Origin of the sequence: Rheinheimera fenheensis, from assembly GCF_039871805.1 — a bacterium.
Lineage (GTDB): Bacteria > Pseudomonadota > Gammaproteobacteria > Enterobacterales > Alteromonadaceae > Alishewanella > Alishewanella fenheensis.
Window position 1 is genome coordinate 143,027 of the sequence record NZ_JBDPJM010000007.1, and the last position, 17,172, is coordinate 160,198.

The window sequence follows — 17,172 nt, forward strand, 5'->3', positions numbered from 1 at the left end:
ATGAGCCAGGGCTTTAGCGCCAGTGAGTGGCTGGCACAAAACGGCAGCAATGGTATAAGCCCGGGGCTTAGCGAACTATTGTGGTATCAGCGCTACACCAAGGTGCTGGACTTAACCCCCACTATGGCTATACACAGCAAACTGGCCGGTACTTACCTGGCAAAAAGTAAAGGCCGGGGTATGGAGTTTGATGAAGTGCGCCATTACCAAAGCGGTGATGACGTGCGAACCATCGACTGGCGCGTTACCGCGCGTAGCGGCAAGGTGCACACCAAACTGTTTCGCGAAGAAAAAGAGCGGCCGGTGTTTATTCTAACCGATCTGGGCAGCAGTATGCGTTTTGGTTCGGCACTGCTGTTTAAGTCGGTGCAGGCAGCGCATTTAGCCGCGCTCATTGCCTGGCATGTAAAACAGCGCGGTGACAAACTGGGTGGCCTGGTGTTTAGCCAGCAACAACATCTGGAACTTAAACCTCAAAGCCGCAGCCACGGCGTGCTGCGTTATTTCCATGCGCTCACCAGTGTGCATCAGGCTAGCGATTCGCAGCGCGGCCTGAGTTTAACCGAAGCGCTAAGCCAGTTACGCCGCTTGGTACGCCCGGGTAGTCTGGTTTATATCCTGTCTGACTTTAGTGATTTTGATGAGCATGGTCTGCGTCATATTCGCGCGATACGCCAGCACAACGAAGTGACCTGTTGCTGTGTTACCGATCCGCTGGATCTGGCCTTACCGGCCAATGGCCATGGCAGTGCCGCGGTCAGCGATGGCAGCCGTACAGGTTATATTGAACTGGGTAGCCGCAGCCTGCAGCAGCGCTATGCCCGGCAACAAAGTGACAGCTTGCAGCAAAAACAGCAATTAGTCAGTCAGCTCGGTTGCAAATGGCTGAGTGTCAGCGCGGCAGAGCCGGTGCTTAATCAACTCGCCCGCACCGTGAAGGAGCGCGGACTATGACAACACCGCAGCCGCAAATCACCGCATCCTTAGCGCAGCTTGCTGATATCAGTGAACCGCTGCAACCCGCTACGTTTGCTTTTACACCGGCGATGGCTGGGTTACTGCTGATGTTACTGGGCGCTGCGATATTCTTCCTGTTAAAAGCCTATCTGCACTGGCGCCGCTTTGCCGCCAAACGCCAGGCGCTGCGTGTACTGGAAGCATTATCTACTGAGCAGGATGCACCGGCGCGAATTAACCAACTGATTAAACAGGTGCTGCAACACTATCAAAGTACTCACCCGGCGCTCAGCTACAATAGCCGCGACTGGCAACACTGGCTGTCTGAGCAGCACAGCTTGCCGCTGCCGGATTTAACCACGCTGTTGTATGGCAATACGCCTGATAGCAAAGTAGACAGCGCCGCGCGCGAGCAATTTTATCAGTTCGCCCGTGGTTGGCTTAAGGCCTATAAGGGTAAAGCCGCTATCAACAGCTGGCCGGAGGGCACGCATGCTGGAGTTTAGTTATCCCTGGCTTGGTTTGCTGGCACTAGCGCCGTTGTTACTGAGGTTAAAACGCCAGGCTCCGTCTGACAGCGCCCTAACCTTACCTGCCCTGGCAAAACTGGCGCAGCAAACTGAGCAGCAGCCAGGACGACAATTCAGCCTGTCATCGCTGCTGGCGCTGCTGATTTGGTTGCTGTTAGTGTTAAGTGCCACCCAACCACGCTGGCTGGGCGAGCCGGTTAATCTGCCGCAGCAAGGCCGCGATCTGATGCTGGCACTGGATTTATCCGGCTCGATGGAAATTGCCGATATGCAGTACCAGGGCCAGAGTATAAACCGGCTGGATGCGGTGAAGCTGGTGGTCAGTGATTTTATTAAGCGCCGTCAGGGCGACCGTATTGGCCTGATCCTGTTTGCCGATGCAGCCTATCAGCAAACTCCACTGACTTTCGACTTGGTCACCGTACAAAAAATGCTGGATGACAGTGTACTGCGCTTAGTCGGCACCCGCACTGCAATAGGCGAAGCTATTGGCCTGGCCGTAAAGCGGCTTAACACCTATGACAGCTCTAATAAGGTATTGATTCTACTTAGTGACGGCGCCAATACTGCCGGTAATATTCAGCCGCTTGAAGCGCTGCAACTTGCCAAAGCGGCCGGCGTGAAAATACATACTGTCGGTGTAGGCGCTGAGCAAATGCTGCAACAAAGCGTGTTTGGCCGGCGCATGGTAAACCCGTCACAGGATCTGGACGAGCGTCTGCTAACCCAACTGGCCGAAGATACCGGCGGCCGCTATTTCCGTGCCCGCGATTTAAACGAATTAAACCAAATTTATCAGCTGATTGATCAGTTAGAGCCGATTGAGCGCGATGCCCTTAGCTACCGGCCGCAGCGCAGCTTGTTACACTGGCCGCTGGGTTTGGCTCTGCTACTGTCGTTTGTGCTGGCAGCATCTAACATTCACTGGCGCGGAGTGCGAATTAATGCTGACTGACTTTCATTTTCTTCGCCCCTGGTGGCTACTGGCGCTGGTGCCGGTGGCACTGTTATTAGTGCTACTGTTTCTGCATCGTAAGGCTAATAGCCCCTGGCACCAGCTTATTGCCAGTCATCTGCAACCGGTCTTATTAGGCGCTCGTTTACTACGGAAAAAACAGCCACTGGCGCTACCACTGTTGGCACTGTGCTGGCTGTTAACCACGCTGGCACTGGCAGGTCCCACCTGGCAGAAGTTACCGCAGCCGGCGTTTGCGCTAAAAAAAGCCACTGTACTGGTAATGGATATGTCGATGTCGATGCGTGCGACCGACATGGCGCCAAACCGGCTGACGCAGCAGCGTTTTGCCGCACTGGATTTTACCGAGCAGTTAAAAGAAGGCGAGCTGGCCCTACTCAGCTTTGCCGGCGATGCTTTTGTTATATCGCCGCTAACGCCGGATCATAACAATATCCGCCTGTTGATACCGGACTTAAAGCCCGAAATTATGCCCGCACAAGGCTCAAACCTGCTGGCGGCATTACAGCAAGCCGATAACCTGCTGCGTCAGGCCGGCTACCCAAGGGGCGATGTCGTCGTCTTTACCGATGGCTTTGACAACAACAGCCTGCGCGAGATGCAGGATAAACTGAACAACTGGCCGCACCGCTTATCTATCCTCGGGTTTGGCAGCAGCGACGGTGCTCCGGTACAACTGGAAAACGGTGAGCTGCTAAAATCTGCCACCGGCGCTGTGGTATTACCCCGTCTACCCAAAGCACAATTAGCCCAACTAGCGCGCCAGAGTGGCGGTGTCTATCTGGATGCGCACAACAACCCCAACGCTGTCGCCAGCCTGATTGCACAGCCAGCGCTCACTGCACTCAATGAAGCCGACGCCAGCCGGCAAATTCAGGGCGATCAGTGGCAGGATAATGCTGTGTATCTGGTGTGGCTGCTACTGCCGCTGGTGCTGCTACAACGTAAGTTCGGCCAGCTGCTTGGCCTTGGATTGGTGCTAATGCTGCCCTATCAGGCTGACGCTATTGAATGGCGCGATCTTTGGCAAAGTAAGCAACAACAGGCGCGGCAGGACTATGCCAACGGTGAGTTTGACAGCGCCCGGCAGAAATTCAGCCAACCATTATGGCAAGGTAATGCGGCCTATCGCAGTGGCGATTATGCCGGCGCCGAGCAGGATTTTCGCCGCGCTGTTGAAGCTGCGCCCAATCAGCACAGCTGGCACAACCTGGGCAACAGCCTGGCGCAGCAGGGCCGTTATCAGGATGCGCTCAATGCCTATAACCAGGCGCTGCAACATACACCAGACTTTACCCCGGCACAAAAAAATGCCGAATTAATGCAGCAGCTGCTGCAACAACAGCAGCAACAAAAGCAGCAACAAAAGCAGCAGCAAAATCAGCAAAGCAAAGATCAGCAAAACAGCGAGCAGCAGAACAACCCGCAGCAAGAGGGTGAACAACAGCAGTCCGACAGTCAATCCGAGCAAGGCGATAACCAGCAAGCAAGCGATAATGACGCATCCGCACAGCCAGAGGATGCGCAGCAGCAAAGTGAAGCGCAGGACACGCCGCAAGAGGAAGAACCCCAATCTGCCATTGCTGAAGAGCAGCAAGCTGAACAAACAGAGGCGGAACAGCAGGCCATTCGTGAAGCCTGGCCAAATGCCACACCTGAAGAGCAGCAGCAGTTGGATAACCTGCTGCGCAAAGTGCAGGATGACCCGGCACTGCTACTACGCAATAAAATGTATCTTGAATATTTAAAACGCCAGCAACAACGTTTGCCTGTGGGAGTTGATGAACAATGGTAAAAGCTGCTGTGTTTTTTACAGTTCTACTGGCGAGTTTGCCGGTTTTCGCCTTAAGCCAGTTAAGCGCACAATTAGATAAAAACCCGGCGCTGCGGGGTGAATCGGTCACCCTGCAGGTTACAGCCGATGCGCGCCTGCCTGCAGATGCCATTAATTTTCGTGTGCTCGAAGCGGACTTTACCGTGATGCTGCCTTCTGTTAGTACCTCTTCGCAGGTGATTAATGGCCAGGCCAGCCAAAGTACACGTTGGAACGTGGTGCTATTACCCAAAAAAACCGGGCGCCTGAATATACCGGCATTCAGTGTGCAGGGGCTGTCAACTGAACCGATGACGCTCGAAGTGCTGGATGAAGCCCCGACCAACAGAGGACAGAACCAGGAGCTGTTTTTACAAGCCAGTATCGACCAGCAAAAACTGTACGTGCAGCAACTGACGTATTATCAGGTCACTATTTACTTTAACGGCGACTTACAGCGCGGCTCACTGTCGGAGCCGCAATTAGAGGGCGCCAGTATCAGCCAGGTGGGGCAGGATGTTGAGGGCACAGAGCTGGTAAACGGTATACGCTATCGCACCATTACCCGCCGTTATGCCATTACCCCACAGCGTAGCGGCAACTTTAGCATTAGCCCGCCCACCTTTAACGGCGAAATGGTTGACCGCGATAGCGCCCGCTATAACTACTTTGCCCGCACGAAAACCGTGGTAGCGCAAGGCCAGCCGCTTGATATTAGCGTCAATGCCATACCCGCTAACTTTCCTGGCAGCTGGCTGGTAGCAGGCCTGGTGACATTAACAGAAGAATGGACACCAGAGCTAAGTGAGCTAAAACAAGGCGAACCAGTTACCCGCACTATTACGCTTTCAGCCGTTGATGTGGCCGAGAACCAATTGCCAGAGCTTAATCAGCAGTTCCCTGACGGCTTACGCTTGTATCAGGAACAACCGCAAAGCAAAAGCGCTGAGCGCAATGGCCGCTTAGTGGCGCAAAAAATCTTTACCAGCGCGGTGGTGGCCAATAAAGCCGGCGAGCTGGAGCTCCCCGAAGTGCGCCTGCCCTGGTGGAACAGCCAAACCAATCAGCTGGATTATGCCACGCTACCGGCCCGCACCCTGAAAGTCGCTGGTGCGCCGCAGGCTTCGGTCCCAGCGCCTGCCAGCCCGGCAACGATTGCTGCCGGTAATAAGGCTGTAGCCTCAGTTAGCACTGGCATCAATGCCACCTCGCCCTGGGCATGGAATTATCTTAGCAGTCTACTGTCAGCGCTATGGCTATGCAGCAGCGTGCTGCTGCTTTTATTGTGGCAGCGTAGCAAACACAATGAACCTGCAGCCACTGCACCTAGCAGGGTGCGGTTTAATGCCAGTAAGCTGCAACAGGCCTGTCAGCAAAATGATGCTCGTGCAGCCAAAGCGGAGCTACTGCGCTTTGCTCATCAACAGCTCGATCAACGTTTATCGGCGTTAACGCCGCTTAGCCAACTTATTCACGATACTGCGCTCAGACATGAGATCTTGCAGTTAAATCAGGCGCTGTATGGCGAGACGCCAGAAGCTTGGCAAGGGCAAGCCTTGTGGCAATGCTGGCAGCAATACCGAAGAAACCAACCGGAGGATGCACCTGCGAGCACGTTAAAACCGCTCTACCCCAACTAAAACGCAAGCCTGCCAACACCTAGCGTTGTAGCTGGCTATCCCCTACTAAAGACGAACCAGCGCGAAGCACTGGTATCAACTGCTGCAAATTGTTAGCATAAAGCTGTTTTGTAACCTGATGTCACATCAGGTATTTTTTTATCCTGTGTTTTGCTTAGGACAGGCTTAAGCAAAGCACAGAGACATCTGCTAAAGGAGAAACAGGTTTGGAAACAGGTACCATTATCTCGCTGGCTGTGTATTTTCTCGTTATGTTGGCTATTGGTCTTTACGGCTATAAAACCTCTACTGACGATGTATCTGGTTATATGCTGGGCGGACGTAAACTAGGCCCGGGCGTTACTGCTCTGTCGGCCGGCGCATCTGATATGAGCGGCTGGATGTTATTAGGTGTGCCAGGCGCTATGTATTTGTCAGGTCTTAGCAGTGCCTGGATAGCTGTTGGCTTGCTGATTGGCGCTTATGTCAACTATCTGATTGTCGCTCCCAGGCTACGGGTATACACCGAAGTAGCTCATGATGCGATTACCATTCCGGATTACTTTGAAAAACGCTTTGCAGATAAAACACGATTGCTACGGGTGGTATCGTCAATTGTTATTGTGATTTTCTTCACGCTTTATACCTCCTCTGGCGTGGTCGGTGGCGGCAAGTTGTTCGAAAGCTCGTTTGGCTTAAGTTACGAATTGGGCTTGTATGTTACCGCCGGTGTGGTGGTAGCTTATACCCTGTTTGGCGGCTTTATGGCGGTAAGCATCACCGACTTTGTGCAGGGGTGCATTATGTTTGTTGCCCTGGTGTTGGTGCCAGTGGTAGCCATTGATCATCTGGGTGGCTTAGGTTCAGTATTTGAGCAGGTTAAAGCCATAGACAGCAACTTTATCGATCCCTTCACCGACGCTAACACTGCACAAGCCATGTCAGTTCTGGGCATTATCTCGTTGTTATCCTGGGGTTTTGGCTACTTTGGCCAGCCACATATTATCGTGCGCTTTATGGCAATTCGCTCAGTGGCAGATATTAAAACTGCACGCCGTATCGGTATGAGCTGGATGTTAATTACCATTATTGGTGCGGTGATGACCGGCCTGGTGGGCATTGCCTACGTGGAAAACACCAAAATGACACTGAACGATGCCGAAACCATCTTTATTGTCTTTTCACAGTTTTTATTTCACCCACTGATCTCCGGCTTTTTACTGGCGGCCATTTTAGCCGCCATCATGAGCACCATCTCATCTCAGCTGCTGGTGACCTCAAGCTCACTGACCGAAGACTTCTATAAAGCCTTCGTTAAGCGCAATGCCAGCCAAAAAGAGCTGGTATTGGTCGGGCGCATAGCGGTATTAGTGGTGGCAATGGTAGCTATTGCACTGGCCTACGACAGAAACAGCACCATCTTATCGTTAGTCAGCAACGCTTGGGCCGGTTTTGGTGCCGCTTTTGGCCCGCTGATTGTGCTGAGCCTGTACTGGAAGCGGATGACGTTTGCCGGCGCCTTAAGTGGTATCATCAGTGGTGCGGCAACAGTGTTATTTTGGATCTATGCGCCCGTGCTGGACAATGGCCAGAGTTTAAGCTCGCTGGTGTATGAGATTGTCCCTGGCGTCATTGTCAGTACCCTTTGCATCCTTGTGGTGAGCAAGCTGAGCAAAGCGCCGGCAGAAGATGTTACGGCATTGTTTGACGACATGCAGCAGCAGCTTAAACAAAGCTGACTGCTCGTACCTGCGTAAAATTAGCCGGGGCGCATAAAAAACTATGTGCCCCGCCGCAATAACTTTGCTAAATTACGGTTTTAGTGTGCCTTTTTGAGATAGATGATTTATGTATTTCTACGCTGCGCGCCAACCCATTCTGGATCGTAACAAAGAACTTTATGCCTACGAGTTACTGTTTCGTGACGGCCTGGAAAATGCCTTCCCGGATATTGACGGCGATGAAGCAACTTCACGAATGGTAGAGGGCAGCCAGCTTAGCTTTGGTCTGGAAGACTTTCTGGGCGACAAGCCTGGTTTTATCAATTTCACTTTAGACACGCTGACCAAAAAATATCCCTCTATGCTGCCAAAAGAGCAGGTAGTCGTAGAAATACTGGAAACTATACAGCCCGGCAAACGTTTGCTGGCAGAGTGTCAGGCGCTAAAAGAAAAAGGTTATGTCATAGCGCTGGATGATTATATTCATCAGCCGGTTTGGCGCCATTTTTACCCTTTTGTCGATATTATTAAAATTGATTTTCGCTCTACCTCTACTGACACCATTAACCAGATAAAAGCGGCGATCGCCGATTTTAGTCATATCAAACTGTTAGCTGAGAAGGTTGAAACTAATGAAGAGTTTCAGCTGGCAATGGATTTAGGCTTTAGCTATTTTCAGGGTTACTTTTTCTCTAAACCCGAGATGATGCAATCAAAAGCCCTGTCTCCGGCACAGATGACACTGGCAGAGCTGTTATACGAAACGTCTAAATCAGACATGGATCTGAATAAAATTACGCAGGTATTTCAGCGCGACGTGCATTTATCTTATAAGCTGTTGCGCTACAGTAACTCAGCCATTTTTAAACGCCGCACCGAAATAGAAACCATTAAACAAGCGTTAATTGTGCTTGGTCAGGCTGAGCTGAAGAAGTTTCTATCGCTGCTGTTTACTGCACAAATCAGTAGTGACAAACCGGCTGAGCTTATGCGCATGTCAATGACCCGCGCCCGCTTTGCTGAAGGCCTGGCACAGCTGCATGGTAAAGTTGATACCGACAAAGCCTTTCTTACCGGATTAATGTCGTTGATGGACGCGATTTTAGATGAGCCTATCGACAGCGTTATGAGTAAGCTGCCGCTGGCTAAAGAAATTAAAGAAGCCCTGGTAGAGAAAAAAGGCGCTTTGGCAGATTACATCAAGTTAATTCAGTTTTACGAGACCGCCCAGTGGCAAGAGGCCTCAACGGCCATTAATACGCTGCAATTAGCCAATGATAAAGTACCTGATGCTTATCATACCGCTGTGCAATGGGCTAACGAGCAAATGAAAGCCCTGGGTGACTAACCCAGGGCCAACGCCTAATTAAAACTCAGATATGGGCTGATTTTCGCTGCCAACTTCTCGCCAATGCCTTTTACCTGGGTCAGCTGTGCCTCGTCTTTAATCGGGCCATTGGCCGCAATATAATCCAAAACGGCCTGCGCTTTTTTCTGTCCTAAGCCCGGTATGGCGTCCAGTTGCTCTAACGACGCACTGTTAATCGATATTTTCTGTGCCGCATGAGCTTGGGCACTGGCCTTGGTTATTTTATCTGGCGATGTTTCAGCAGCACAAAGATTGGCCGTTAAACTCAGCAACGTCATGCCAACGGCAAAATAAAATGGTTTCATGGTCTTTCATCCTTAAGTAGCTTCCGGTCCCTGACGACACTCTGTACTGCAAGCTGCAATTTTGGGTTGGCGCGATAACCAAAATGCAAGTCACACTATCAGTGTTCGGAAGTTTTACTGCCAACCCAATAAAAGTAGCAACCAAATTTACTTTTGCAATATTTTTGCAACTTTTGACACATTTTAAATGCAATTAATATTCAGCGTTAATTAAGACACTACCCCCTACTCTTACTGCCAATAGCAAGATGCCGTGCCCTACCGCGCTATGTAGTAGCCGATGTAAAGCATTGCTGCTGCTAAAATTGTCCGGTAAAGTACCGCTTGTAACGATGGAGATAACCATGTTTGGCACCCGAGTATTACTGCTAACAGCTGTACTTGTTCTCACTGCCCCTTGTTTTGCAAATACCATGCATGATAGCAAGCAGCTAAGCCGTGAACAGGCTGCGGCTCTGGCCCAGCAGCAATATCCCGGACGTATTGTTAAGGTAAAAGCCGAGCGGGAATTTTACCGTATAAGACTGGTTCAACCTGACGGCCGGGTCATTACTGTTTTGGTCGATGGCAAGACTGGCCGTATCAAAAAGGATGGAAATTAATGCGTCTACTGGTTGTGGAAGATGAACATCTGCTGGCGCAGCAGATAAAAGAACAGTTACAACAGCAGCAGTTCAGTGTTGATGTTGCAAGCGATGGTGATGATGGCTGGTTTAAATTATCAGAGTACCCCTATGATTTAGCCATTATCGATATTGGCTTGCCAAAAATGGATGGCTTGACACTGATTAGAAAAGCCCGGCAGCAAGCCTTAAAAACGCCGATTATTGTGTTAACTGCGCGCGGTAGCTGGCAAGAGAAGGTAGAAGGCCTGGACGCAGGCGCCGATGATTATTTAACTAAACCTTTTCACACTGAAGAGCTCCTGGCCCGTTGTAATGCCCTGATCCGCCGTGCAGCTGGCCAACCAGAGCCAACCCTGGCCGCCGGCCCTATTTCGCTAAATAGTCGCACACAACAGGTATGGCTGCATGATGAAGAAGTCAGTCTGACAGCATATGAGTACAAGGTGCTGGAATACTTTATGTTGAACCCAACTAAAGTGATTTCCAAAACTGAGCTGACCGAACATATTTATGATCAGGACTTTGATCTGGATAGCAATGTGATAGAGGTATTTGTCCTGCGGCTGAGAAAGAAATTGGACCCGGAGGGTGACATTAAGCCTATCGAAACGCTGCGCGGACGCGGTTATCGTTTTACCCTGACCGTCGCCTGATATGTCCTTATCGCTAAAGCTGCGGCAACTTTTGGTCAGTATATTTTTACTGCTGTTCCTGTTGCCCAGCTCCTTCGTGGCTATTGATAGAGCCTTTTTTACTCAACTTGTTACCAACACTGAGCAAAAGCTGGAAGTGCATCTGTATTCGGTGCTTTCAGAGCTTAGTGTGTCGCAGGACAAAGTAGAACTGCTCAATAACGCACTGGCACCCGATTTCTACCGACCGGATTCTGGCTTAAGTGCCTATATTACCGATCAGCAAAATTTGGTTTGGCAAAGTGACTCCTCACTAAACCAGCAATTTAGCCCTCCTGGGCAAGATCTGCCGCCGGGCGAACATCTGTTCAGGCCGCTTAGCCAAACCGGCGGTGAGTTCTGGGTATTATCGTTGTCATTGCTATTCGATGCCGAAGAATACACCCGGCCGCTCACCCTGCATATTGTCCAAACAAATGAGCGCCTGATGGCGCCGCAGTTGGCGTTTCGCGCCACCTTGCTGCAATGGTTTATTGGTATAGGCCTGGTATTACTACTGATTATGTTACTGGCGTACTACTGGACCACCAAACCACTGTCACGGCTGGACCATGAAATCCGCCGGGTAGAAAATGGCAGTCAGGAACAATTAACCGGCCGTTATCCTGCTGAGCTTTGTATTATTAAAGAAGACCTGAACCTCCTGCTCGCCAATCAGAATCGGCAAAAGCAGCGCTATCGCAATCATTTAAGTGACCTGGCACACGCGTTAAAAACGCCGGTAGCTGTGCTTAATACCTCAGCACTTAGCCAACAGCCTGAGTTAAAAGAGCAGCTTGATCGCATTACCTCGATGATTGAGCACCAGTTAAAACGCGCGGCCAGCTCGGGTCAGGATATCTGGAAAAAACAAATTGAGATCAGGCCAGTAGCAGACAAATTGATCGCGGCGCTGAATAAAATTTACCGTCACAAAGATCTGCGCATTTCATTACACTGCCCCACCAACGCCGTGTTTCGTGGCGATGAGACGGACCTGATGGAAATACTGGGTAATTTATTGGATAACGCCTGTAAAGCCTGTCACCATCAGGTACAGCTGACAGTGCAAACCGAGCATCAGCATTTACTTCTTACTATTGAAGATGATGGCCCCGGTGTACCGGCTGAAAAACGTCAGCAGCTGTTTGAGCGCGGTGCCAGGTTAGACACCTATAAAGATGGGCATGGCGTTGGTCTGGCGATTGTTGCTGAATTGGTACAGTCGTACTCCGGCAAACTCAATCTGGACGACAGTGAACTCGGTGGTGCCCGTTTTAAATTGTCGCTCTGAGCAACGAGGACCATTGATCCTGCCCCCGGCAAGCGGCGTATTATCTAGCTGTAAATTAACTAAATTGGAATCTGCTTTATGCAATTGGAAAACCCCGCCATTATCAGAATAAAAAACCTGCGCCTGCGTACCTTTATTGGTATTAAAGAAGATGAAATTAATAACAAGCAAGATGTGGTGATAAACGCCAGGATCCACTACAGCGCAGCTGACGCGGCGAATACCGATGATATGGATAAAGCATTGAACTACCGTACTATCACCAAGAAAATCATCGCCCTGGTAGAGCATCAGCGCTTTTCGTTACTGGAAAAACTTACTGCTGAGGTACTGGCTATTGCCAGTGAGCATCCCAGTGTGCGTTATGCCGAAGTCGAAATAGATAAACCGCATGCGCTGCGCTTTGCCGATTCAGTCTCATTGACACTGTCGGTAAACAAATAACTTCTATACTGAGTTAGGCGTCTGACAGCAAACGGTAATCACAATGAATATTTTGCTCACCGGCGGTACCGGTCTGATAGGGTCAGCATTAGTAAAACGCTGGCTTAATCAACATCAGCTTTGGGTGCTAAGCCGCGATTGCGCTAAAGCGGCAAAACTACTCGGCCAGCATGTTAAGGTGATAAGCAGCCTTAACGAGGTAGATTTTAACCAACTTGATGCAGTAATTAATCTGGCAGGCGAACCTATTGCCGATAAACGCTGGACTGAGCGCCAAAAACAGCGGCTTTGTGATAGCCGCTGGCAGTTAACCGAACAGCTGGTGCAGGCCATTAACGCTGCTGATACACCTCCTTCAGTGCTGATCAGCGGCTCAGCTATTGGCATCTATGGCCGGCAGGACGCCAGTTTAATCAATGAAGATTTCACGCATTATCACAGTGAGTTTACCCATTTGCTTTGTCAGCGTTGGGAGCACATTGCCCTTAAGGCGCAAAATGATAAAACGCGCGTTTGCCTGCTTCGCACCGGCATAGTGCTCTCTGCCAAAGGTGGCGCCCTGGCTAAGATGTTGCCGGCGTTTAAACTGGGGCTGGGCGGCCGGATCGGTAGTGGTGAGCAGTATATGTCGTGGATCCATTTAGGCGATATGTTGCGATTAATAGAGTTTTTACTACTGCACCCTACGCTAACAGGCCCCTTCAATGCTACGGCGCCTACGCCGGTGACTAATACAGAATTTAGCCAGACACTGGCTAAGGTGTTGCACCGTCCTGCAGTGTTTCCTGTACCGGCCTTTGTACTAACGTTGTTATTGGGTGAAATGGCCGACTTACTGTTAACCGGCCAGCGGATATTACCAGCAAATTTGCTCAAAGCCGGCTTTGAGTTTCAGTTTACAACGCTTGAACCTGCTCTACGGGATTTGCAGGGCTAGGCTCTGCATTCCTCATCTTTTTAACTAGCCTTGCAAAACCCGGCGCATGAGCTGCGCGCCCGGAATGCTTAATAAACGCCGCAGCTGCCACCAACCCAGTAAGGTTACCATGCTGATACCCAGCGTCGGCCCCATCCACCACAGGCTGTAATGTGGTGTAAAGGGCAATTCAAACACCCGTTGTTGCACCAACAGCAACATTAGCTCTGCCAAAATGGTGGCAAAACCGCCCGCCATCGCGCCCAGCAACGCAAACTCCAACAACAAGGCATTACGCAGCAGCGCATAGCGCGCGCCCAGCGTGCGCAAGATTGCCAGCTCTTGCTCGCGCTGCTCCAGCGTTGCCTGCACCTGAGCCACCAACACCAGCGCAGCAGCCAGACAAATGATCAGCAAAATAAAACTCAGCGCTACCGTTACCTGATCGATAATGTCGTTTACCTGCGCGATGATATTATCTACGCTAATCACACTGACCGTCGGCAGCAAGCGCGCCAGTTGGTTCAATAAGGCATTTCGCTCTGGCGACAGATAAAACGCTGTGATAAAGGTGGCCGGGAATTCCGCCAGCAGGTCCGGGCTTAAAATCATGTAAAAGTTGGGCTGCAGGCTATTCCAATCTACTTTACGTATGCTGCTCACTACTGCACTTACCTGCTGCCCGCCAATCGAAAACGCCAAGCTGTCGCCCAGTTTAAGCTCCAGTCGCTCAGCTATCTCTTCTTCTACCGACACTTGCGCAGTCGCGCCTTCAGCAAACCAATCACCCTGTAAAATGTGATTATTTTTTGGCAGCGCCGACAGCCAGGTTAAATTAAGCTCACGCCCCACACCGACCCGCTGCTGGCTGCGATCTTCTTTCGTGGCCTCTTGCTGTAACTGTTCATCGTTAATCGACATCAGGCGCCCGCGCACGACCGGATAATATTGATCCAGCTGCAGCTGCTGCTCATCGGCAAAGTTATTAAGCACGGTGCGCTGCTGCTGATTAATATTCACCAAAAATTGGTTAGGGGCGCCTTGTGGAATTTGCCGCTGCCATTGGCCGATAAGCTCAGCGCGCAAGAAGTACAGCAATAATGCCAGAAAAATGGCCAGGCTAAAGGTAATCAGCTGAAAGCTGTTAGCCCACAAGCGCCGGCGTAAATTGGCAATAGCGAGTTTAGGCGCACTGGCCTGCCCCGCGGCAGCAGGTTTTACTAGTCGGACAATCACTGCTGCTGTTGCTATTAACAACGCAGCGAAGCCAGCACACAGTAAAAATAGCCCGATACTCAGTACCAGCTCGCCACTGAATAACCACATCAGTGCCCAGATAGCGACAGCACCGGTTAGCCATTGCAGTTTATCCAGCACAAATTGCGCTGCAGGCTGTTTTAATACCTCTATCGCCGCCGTATTTGATAAGCGCCACATTGGCCGTGCGGCAAACAGCAGTGCACAGATAACACAGGTTAACGTGCCCAGCCACAGTGGCCGGATACTGAACTGGGCCCGGTAGTCCGGCATATACAGATTAATACCCCACTGCACGGCAGCAATCGCCAGTTGTCCGGCAACTAGGCCACACAGCAGGCTAAACAGCACCACTAACAGTAAATGGCTGCCGTAGATCAGTCTGATTTGCGCTGTTGTCGCGCCCAGTGCTTTGATGACGGCAACTGCCTGCGTATGGCGCTGACTGTAGCGGCTGGCTGCAACCGCAGCAGCACACGCGGCCAGTACAATTCCCAGCAAGCCCGCTAACAATAAAAACCGCTCTGCCCGCTCCAAAGCGCCGCCAATGGCTGACTCACGGTCCATTTTTTGCCAGCGCTGATGCACTGTCAGTTTATCGTTAACCTCAGCCTCAAACTGCGCCAGGCTGGCGGTATCGCCGGCAAACAGATAGCGATAACCAATGCGACTACCGGGTTGCACTATCTCAGTGGCCGGCACATCATCCAGGTGCATAATCACCCGCGGCGAGCCACCAAATACGCTGAGCGGCGCATCTGGCTCATTAACAATAACCCCACCCACCTGTAATTTGGCCAGGCCAAGCTCCACCTCATCGCCTACTTCAACGCCCAGCAGGTCGAATAGACGCGCCTCAAAAAATACCTGCCCAGGCTTTAACTCAGCAGTTTCGCCAGCTGTTACCAACTCTGAGCGGTAGAGCACTAAATCTCCACGCAGCGGGTAACTGCTACTGACGGCTTTAATGGTCGCCAGCTGCATGGCATCACCCGCAAACAGCATAGAGTCAAACTGCATTTGTCTGGCTGTACTAAGCTGGTGTTGCTGCTCGGCAAGCTCAAACAATTGCTCATCAAACGGCTGGCTGGAGCGCAGCACTTTATCGGCGGCGTTAAACTGGGCACTGCGCTGCAACAGGGCGCTTTTAACCCCTTCGGTGATGCCACTTAAACTGACCACAGAACCAACCGCCAAAAATAACGCAAAAGCGATTACCCACAGCTCACCTCGGCTAAGCTCACGCCAGAACAAGCGCCATGCAATACTAGCCCACATCTGCTAAATCCTGTGTTGTTGTGTCGATAAAACGGCCGGCCTGCATCCGGTATTGGCGCTGACAACGACGGGCCAGTTCATCATTATGGGTCACCAATACTAAGGTTGTGCCCTGCTCGGCATTTAGCCGAAAAAGTAAATCTTCTATTTTCTGCCCGGTCGCCGCATCCAGGTTGGCAGAGGGCTCATCAGCAAATAGCACTGCCGGACGGGTAATAAAGGCGCGCGCTATAGCAACCCGCTGCTGCTCCCCACCGGATAACTGTGCCGGATAAAAATCGGCCCGCTCTGACAAACCAACTTGTGCCAGTAACGTCATTGCCCGCTCGCGCGCGTCTTTCACGCCAGCAAGCTCAGCTGGTAGCGTAATGTTTTCAAGTGCTGTCAAGCTGGGCAATAACAAAAACGACTGAAACACAAAACCGACATGCTCAGCACGGATGGCCGCGCGTTCATCTTCTGATAACCGGTGCAGCGCTTGCCCTGCCAGGTGCACTTCCCCCCTGCTGGGGACATCGAGCCCAGCCAGTAAGCTGAGCAGCGTTGATTTACCCGAGCCTGAGGCGCCAACAATAGCTACCGTCTCACCACGATTGATCGTCAGGCTAATATCGTGCAGGATAGTTAAGGAACCTTCGGTCAGTTTGACACTCTTAGCCAACCGAACCGCGTTGATATGAACTTCAGGTGTATTCATTATGCGTATTATCTTCTTGTTGTTAATCGTGTTATTCAACCAGTCTGCCTTAGCGCAAAAAATGCTGATCCTGGGCGACAGTTTAAGTGCAGCCTATGGCATGCAGCAGCACGAAGGCTGGCCTCATCTGCTGCAGCAACGTACCGACTGGCAGTTAGTTAATGCCAGTATCAGCGGTGAAACCACCGCCGGCGGCTTGGCCCGTTTACCCCAACTGTTAAAACAACACCAGCCAGACGCTGTATTAATTGAACTGGGAGGCAATGACGGTCTGCGCGGCTTTGCCATCGACACCATTAAATCAAATTTAAGCCAAATCATTACCTTAGTGCAGCAGCATAATGCCATGCCAGTACTAATGCAAATACGCATACCGCCGAACTATGGACCACGTTATGGACAACAATTCAGCGCAATCTATCCGGCGCTGGCGGAAAAATTTGCCATAACGTTATGGCCATTTTTTATGGACGAGATAGCGGTCAACAGTGACCTGATGATGCAAGATGGCATTCATCCCAACACCAGGGCGCAACCGCAGATCAGTGTGTTTGTAGAGAAACTGTTGGATGAATTGCCAACGCCATAAGCGACGTGCTCAGGGATGAGCCGAAAAGTGTTGAGTGTTGAGTGTTGAGTGTTGAGTGTTGAGTGTTGAGTGTTGAGTGTTGAGTGTTGAGTGTTGAGTGTTGAGTGTTG

The 17,172-nt window shown here is 51.0% G+C and carries 16 protein-coding genes; 13 read left to right on the top strand and 3 right to left on the bottom strand.

Annotated elements, in window-relative coordinates; translation table 11 throughout:
- The 7 genes from ABGI61_RS11895 to ABGI61_RS11925 all read left to right on the top strand — a co-directional run bounded on the left by ABGI61_RS11895 (position 1) and on the right by ABGI61_RS11925 (position 8,964).
- Positions 1–954 carry a DUF58 domain-containing protein gene (locus ABGI61_RS11895; RefSeq protein ID WP_347601333.1) on the top strand — a complete coding sequence of 318 codons (954 nt, stop codon included), beginning with the start codon at positions 1–3 and terminating at the stop codon, positions 952–954.
- Positions 951–1,463 carry a DUF4381 family protein gene (locus ABGI61_RS11900; RefSeq protein ID WP_347601335.1) on the top strand — a complete coding sequence of 171 codons (513 nt, stop codon included), beginning with the start codon at positions 951–953 and terminating at the stop codon, positions 1,461–1,463. Before ABGI61_RS11895 ends, ABGI61_RS11900 begins: the two co-directional genes overlap by 4 nt.
- Positions 1,450–2,442 (top strand): vWA domain-containing protein, encoded by a 993-nt coding sequence (locus ABGI61_RS11905; protein ID WP_347601337.1) that lies wholly within the window; start codon positions 1,450–1,452, stop codon positions 2,440–2,442. The genes ABGI61_RS11900 and ABGI61_RS11905 overlap by 14 nt, the downstream gene beginning before the upstream one ends.
- Positions 2,432–4,258 carry a vWA domain-containing protein gene (locus ABGI61_RS11910; RefSeq protein ID WP_347601339.1) on the top strand — a complete coding sequence of 609 codons (1,827 nt, stop codon included), beginning with the start codon at positions 2,432–2,434 and terminating at the stop codon, positions 4,256–4,258. The genes ABGI61_RS11905 and ABGI61_RS11910 overlap by 11 nt, the downstream gene beginning before the upstream one ends.
- The gene (locus tag ABGI61_RS11915; RefSeq protein WP_347601341.1) at positions 4,252–5,916 is read left to right on the top strand and encodes a BatD family protein; all 1,665 of its coding nucleotides are present in this window, start codon (positions 4,252–4,254) and stop codon (positions 5,914–5,916) included. The genes ABGI61_RS11910 and ABGI61_RS11915 overlap by 7 nt, the downstream gene beginning before the upstream one ends.
- 206 nt (positions 5,917–6,122) lie before the next feature.
- Entirely contained in the window at positions 6,123–7,634 is a 1,512-nt protein-coding gene (putP, locus tag ABGI61_RS11920; protein ID WP_347601343.1) for a sodium/proline symporter PutP, read from the top strand.
- Positions 7,635–7,743: 109 nt separating this feature from the next.
- Positions 7,744–8,964 (top strand): EAL and HDOD domain-containing protein, encoded by a 1,221-nt coding sequence (locus ABGI61_RS11925; protein WP_347601345.1) that lies wholly within the window; start codon positions 7,744–7,746, stop codon positions 8,962–8,964.
- Positions 8,965–8,978: 14 nt separating this feature from the next.
- Here the strand turns inward: ABGI61_RS11925 and ABGI61_RS11930 are convergent, their stop codons facing one another.
- Positions 8,979–9,290, bottom strand: coding sequence for a ComEA family DNA-binding protein (locus ABGI61_RS11930; protein WP_347601347.1), 312 nt, complete (start codon positions 9,288–9,290; stop codon positions 8,979–8,981).
- A gap of 344 nt (positions 9,291–9,634) precedes the next feature.
- Between ABGI61_RS11930 and ABGI61_RS11935 the strand changes: the two genes are divergently transcribed.
- The 5 genes from ABGI61_RS11935 (at position 9,635) to ABGI61_RS11955 (ending at position 13,262) form a co-directional block, all read left to right on the top strand.
- Positions 9,635–9,892: a PepSY domain-containing protein gene (locus tag ABGI61_RS11935; RefSeq protein WP_347601349.1), complete on the top strand. Its 258-nt coding sequence runs from the start codon at positions 9,635–9,637 to the stop codon at positions 9,890–9,892.
- Positions 9,892–10,569 (top strand): response regulator transcription factor, encoded by a 678-nt coding sequence (locus ABGI61_RS11940; protein ID WP_347601351.1) that lies wholly within the window; start codon positions 9,892–9,894, stop codon positions 10,567–10,569. Before ABGI61_RS11935 ends, ABGI61_RS11940 begins: the two co-directional genes overlap by 1 nt.
- A gap of 1 nt (position 10,570) precedes the next feature.
- Positions 10,571–11,881, top strand: a complete 1,311-nt coding sequence (locus ABGI61_RS11945) for an ATP-binding protein (protein ID WP_347601353.1) — start codon at positions 10,571–10,573, stop codon at positions 11,879–11,881.
- Between the two features lie 78 nt (positions 11,882–11,959).
- Positions 11,960–12,325, top strand: a complete 366-nt coding sequence (gene folX, locus ABGI61_RS11950) for a dihydroneopterin triphosphate 2'-epimerase (RefSeq protein WP_347601355.1) — start codon at positions 11,960–11,962, stop codon at positions 12,323–12,325.
- A gap of 43 nt (positions 12,326–12,368) precedes the next feature.
- Complete coding sequence (locus ABGI61_RS11955) at positions 12,369–13,262, top strand: TIGR01777 family oxidoreductase (RefSeq protein WP_347601357.1); 894 nt, start codon at positions 12,369–12,371, stop codon at positions 13,260–13,262.
- A gap of 24 nt (positions 13,263–13,286) precedes the next feature.
- On the opposite strand, the gene ABGI61_RS11960 is transcribed toward ABGI61_RS11955, so the two are convergent.
- Together ABGI61_RS11960 and ABGI61_RS11965 are read right to left on the bottom strand one after the other, a co-directional pair.
- Positions 13,287–15,776, bottom strand: coding sequence for an ABC transporter permease (locus ABGI61_RS11960; protein ID WP_347601359.1), 2,490 nt, complete (start codon positions 15,774–15,776; stop codon positions 13,287–13,289).
- Positions 15,766–16,473, bottom strand: a complete 708-nt coding sequence (locus ABGI61_RS11965) for an ABC transporter ATP-binding protein (protein WP_347601361.1) — start codon at positions 16,471–16,473, stop codon at positions 15,766–15,768. The genes ABGI61_RS11960 and ABGI61_RS11965 overlap by 11 nt, the downstream gene beginning before the upstream one ends.
- Position 16,474: 1 nt before the next feature.
- Between ABGI61_RS11965 and ABGI61_RS11970 the strand changes: the two genes are divergently transcribed.
- A complete protein-coding gene (locus ABGI61_RS11970; RefSeq protein WP_347601363.1) occupies positions 16,475–17,062 on the top strand; it encodes an arylesterase in 588 nt (195 codons plus the stop codon).
- The last annotated feature ends 110 nt before the right edge of the window (positions 17,063–17,172 follow it).

Excerpts from the sequence above, each read along its gene's own strand:
- ABGI61_RS11910 (WP_347601339.1), top strand. The coding sequence starts at position 2,432 with ATGCTGACTGACTTTCATTTTCTTCGCCCCTGGTGGCTACTGGCGCTG.
- folX (WP_347601355.1), top strand. The coding sequence starts at position 11,960 with ATGCAATTGGAAAACCCCGCCATTATCAGAATAAAAAACCTGCGCCTG.
- ABGI61_RS11955 (WP_347601357.1), top strand. The coding sequence starts at position 12,369 with ATGAATATTTTGCTCACCGGCGGTACCGGTCTGATAGGGTCAGCATTA.
- ABGI61_RS11905 (WP_347601337.1), top strand. The coding sequence starts at position 1,450 with ATGCTGGAGTTTAGTTATCCCTGGCTTGGTTTGCTGGCACTAGCGCCG.
- ABGI61_RS11965 (WP_347601361.1), bottom strand. The coding sequence starts at position 16,473 with ATGAATACACCTGAAGTTCATATCAACGCGGTTCGGTTGGCTAAGAGT.
- ABGI61_RS11970 (WP_347601363.1), top strand. The coding sequence starts at position 16,475 with ATGCGTATTATCTTCTTGTTGTTAATCGTGTTATTCAACCAGTCTGCC.
- ABGI61_RS11895 (WP_347601333.1), top strand. The coding sequence starts at position 1 with ATGAGCCAGGGCTTTAGCGCCAGTGAGTGGCTGGCACAAAACGGCAGC.
- ABGI61_RS11900 (WP_347601335.1), top strand. The coding sequence starts at position 951 with ATGACAACACCGCAGCCGCAAATCACCGCATCCTTAGCGCAGCTTGCT.
- ABGI61_RS11940 (WP_347601351.1), top strand. The coding sequence starts at position 9,892 with ATGCGTCTACTGGTTGTGGAAGATGAACATCTGCTGGCGCAGCAGATA.
- ABGI61_RS11915 (WP_347601341.1), top strand. The coding sequence starts at position 4,252 with ATGGTAAAAGCTGCTGTGTTTTTTACAGTTCTACTGGCGAGTTTGCCG.
- ABGI61_RS11925 (WP_347601345.1), top strand. The coding sequence starts at position 7,744 with ATGTATTTCTACGCTGCGCGCCAACCCATTCTGGATCGTAACAAAGAA.
- ABGI61_RS11945 (WP_347601353.1), top strand. The coding sequence starts at position 10,571 with ATGTCCTTATCGCTAAAGCTGCGGCAACTTTTGGTCAGTATATTTTTA.
- ABGI61_RS11930 (WP_347601347.1), bottom strand. The coding sequence starts at position 9,290 with ATGAAACCATTTTATTTTGCCGTTGGCATGACGTTGCTGAGTTTAACG.
- ABGI61_RS11960 (WP_347601359.1), bottom strand. The coding sequence starts at position 15,776 with ATGTGGGCTAGTATTGCATGGCGCTTGTTCTGGCGTGAGCTTAGCCGA.
- ABGI61_RS11935 (WP_347601349.1), top strand. The coding sequence starts at position 9,635 with ATGTTTGGCACCCGAGTATTACTGCTAACAGCTGTACTTGTTCTCACT.